The organism is Intestinibacter sp. (genome assembly GCF_051866655.1).
GTDB lineage: Bacteria > Bacillota > Clostridia > Peptostreptococcales > Peptostreptococcaceae > Intestinibacter.
In genome coordinates, this window is sequence record NZ_JBJDXL010000408.1 from 1 (window position 1) to 3,024 (window position 3,024).

4 protein-coding genes are annotated in these 3,024 nt (G+C 31.2%); 3 read left to right on the top strand and 1 reads right to left on the bottom strand.

Annotated elements, in window-relative coordinates; translation table 11 throughout:
- Nucleotides 1–407: hypothetical protein (locus ACI3VO_RS12235; protein WP_439758185.1), on the bottom strand; the 407-nt coding region annotated here is incomplete at its 3' end.
- A gap of 133 nt (nt 408–540) precedes the next feature.
- Here ACI3VO_RS12235 and ACI3VO_RS12240 point away from each other — a divergent pair.
- From ACI3VO_RS12240 to ACI3VO_RS12250, 3 genes are all read left to right on the top strand, one after another.
- Nucleotides 541–1,560 (top strand): hypothetical protein, encoded by a 1,020-nt coding sequence (locus ACI3VO_RS12240; RefSeq protein WP_439758186.1) that lies wholly within the window; start codon nt 541–543, stop codon nt 1,558–1,560.
- 48 nt (nt 1,561–1,608) lie between these two features.
- Nucleotides 1,609–2,400 (top strand): hypothetical protein, encoded by a 792-nt coding sequence (locus tag ACI3VO_RS12245; protein WP_439758187.1) that lies wholly within the window; start codon nt 1,609–1,611, stop codon nt 2,398–2,400.
- An 86-nt stretch (nt 2,401–2,486) separates the two neighbouring features.
- The coding region (locus tag ACI3VO_RS12250) for a hypothetical protein (protein ID WP_439758188.1) at nt 2,487–3,024 on the top strand (538 nt) is incomplete at its 3' end.

Below are 3,024 nucleotides of genomic sequence, written 5' to 3' on the forward strand. Positions count from 1 at the left end.
AATTTTCCTAGACTTTCATATGCAATTCCACTTAAAGATGTCTGACCTTCCATTATAGGTTGATCTAGAGATATAGTGAATCTTTCATTATTAATGGATCCAGAGTCAGACTCCATTATGTACTTTCCTCCAGGAAGAGCACATAATTCTTTTGGAATTTTTATTTTTATATAATTTGATTTCTTGATATTAGATATTTCAAACGAACCTTTATCTTTATTTTTAAGATTATTTTTGGTTTGATGAACCGTTTCTTCAAATTCACTTGTATTATTTATATTAGGGGTTAGAATTGGTATGGAGAATTTTATTTCTCCAGGATTCATTCTGTCTATCTTTTCAAGAGCTATTCCTATCTCTGGATACTTTAAATCCAGAGTATCATAAAAGTTAATAGATGAGTACATAGTTTAACACCACCTACCTTTATTATATAAGTTGAAAATATCAATTAATATGCTTATTAACTTAGATATAATGATCTAATTCGATTATTTTTGCATTGATTATTAATATTATTTTTTTGAAAGGAAGACTAAAATGATTTGCTATCATCATGATGACTTAGATGGAATGTCTGCTGGTTATTGCGTTCATAAATTTAAACCATCATACATTGAAGATTCTCCATCATCTTTTATTAAATGCGATTACAATACTAAATTTAATAGGCATACTTCAAATGACGATGTATTTATAGTTGATATCTCCATTAGCGAAGACACCTATCCTATGCTATTAGAGACTTGCAAGACAGCTAGATCTGTAGTATGGATAGACCATCATGCAACATCAAAAGATGTTATACACAGACACTTTAAAGAGCTTCAGTCTATAGAAAATCTTATATATTTCGTATCTACTGAGGCAAGTGGAGCTGCTTTAACATATTCTTATTTTAAGATTTCTGAAAAGGATATCAATCTTATAAAAGAAAGAGATCCTAAACAGACATATTCAATTGCTGCCTCTTATAAAAAGGGCGGAATTATCGAAATAACAATATTTGCAAATCTATATTGCAATATATTTGATATTATGCTTCCTACATGGTTGTATTTTGTAGATGATTATGATTGCTGGAAGAAACAAGATGAGAGATCTAATTTCTTTTCTCTGGCATCTACTGCAAGAAACAACAATCTGGTTATTGAAGACGAAAATGGAAATCTCGTATTCAATGACTTCTATGATAAAGCTGGAGCTAATATAGATAGAATTATAGAAGAAGGAAGAACCATCATGAGATATATAAATTCAAGGTATTACGACGAATATCCTGATACGTTTGAATGGACATATGATGGAACTACTTTCTTATGCAAGAATGCTACAGGAAATAGCTGGAATTTCCTTAGTGGTATAAATAAGTATGATGCAACAATACTGTTTAACTACAGTGGAAAATTTGGCAAATGGAAGTACAGTGTGTACTCTTCTGATAAATCTAAATTTAACTGCAAAGAATTCTGCGAAAAGTTTGGCGGTGGAGGACATCCTCATGCATCTGGATTCAGTTCTACCACTTTAATCTTTACATCTCCCAAATATAATAAATAAAATCCAATATCACAATTTAACTAATATACAAATTTGGAGGAATTTACAATGGCTTACAATTCTAATCAGCAGCAGAATGGAGTAAACGAATTTACTCTGTATTCCAATTACAGATTCAACAATGCAGAATCTAATATCGATGCTACATGCCTCAGCTTTAGATTCTGGAAGACCTATCTCTGTGTAGGTATTTTCCCTCGTAAGAATACAGGAAACGATGAAGTATCTTTTGATATGAACAGCGGAATCACTGTATATCTGTCTCATGCAAAAGCTAGAATTCTCAAGAATGAAATTAAGAATTTTATTGAGAATCCTGGAATGTATGATAATGTAGGTATTGTCTCTGGACAGTCTATTATCGTTATTTCAAACGGTTCTGAATATGGAAAGACCAACACTCCTATTATGACAATTAGAAAGGTAGGAGAGAATGGAGAAGTTGTTGCAAGCTTCGCATATGAATTCAAGAAAGACTTCTACTTCTCTATTCATAATTATGATGGTTCCCATTATGATTCCGATTACGAAAGCTATCAGAATCTGGAGCTTGAAAGCTTTATGACTATTCTTGATGAATATTCTAAGGCTGCTTCTGGAGCTATTGCATTTAGTGTTATGGATGCTAATAAGTTCAATCACAATAGACTTACTAATAGTCTTGAATCTATAGCTCAGGCTCTTGGAGTTGAAGTTAGATCTTCTTATAATAGGCAGAATAATTCGGATAATAGACAGTATTCGAATTACTCTAACAATAACAGACCTTCCGGATCTAGATATTCTCCTTCTTCCAACAATACAAATTATACCCAGGCTACTATGGACGATCTTGATTAACAGAATAAAAGAGTATAAAAGGTTATCGATAGACATAACCTTTTATACTCTCTATTCTGTGCAATAATCGTGAAAGGAGATATATTATGCCGTCAAAAGGATTCAATTCAATTCTATTTGATGTAAGCTCTATAATAGATGATAAGCTTACTTATATCAAATTTCTCAAAGAAGAATATTCTAAAGAAGAGTTAGAGAATTATTTTGATGCCGATATAATTTTCTCTACATCTATTAGAGATTTTGAGAAATATCATGTAAATGGGGATGAAGATCTATTCAGGCATATCGTAAAAGATGAATTTTTGAAGACCAATAGTGATAAATTATTTTATCCATTATACAATAGAGATAAGACCATGATATTTAAGAATCCTAAATCTACATTGTGTATGACAGATATATCTGTTCTCATAAATTCTTATATATCTATGGCAGCTAATCTGATTAAGGTTTCTATAAGATGTAATGACAACCTAGAATCAGATATAATGAATAAGATATGGCCTACAGCATCTGTGTTTGTCTCTAGTAGAGAAAATGTAGATATGAGTAATTATACTAGACTAGTAGTAGGTAGCTATCTTGATGCTCTTCAGTATCAGATAAATGAACCTAAAAGCA

Coding starts and splice junctions, on each gene's coding strand:
- ACI3VO_RS12240 (WP_439758186.1), top strand. CDS start 541: ATGATTTGCTATCATCATGATGACTTAGATGGAATGTCTGCTGGTTAT.
- ACI3VO_RS12245 (WP_439758187.1), top strand. CDS start 1,609: ATGGCTTACAATTCTAATCAGCAGCAGAATGGAGTAAACGAATTTACT.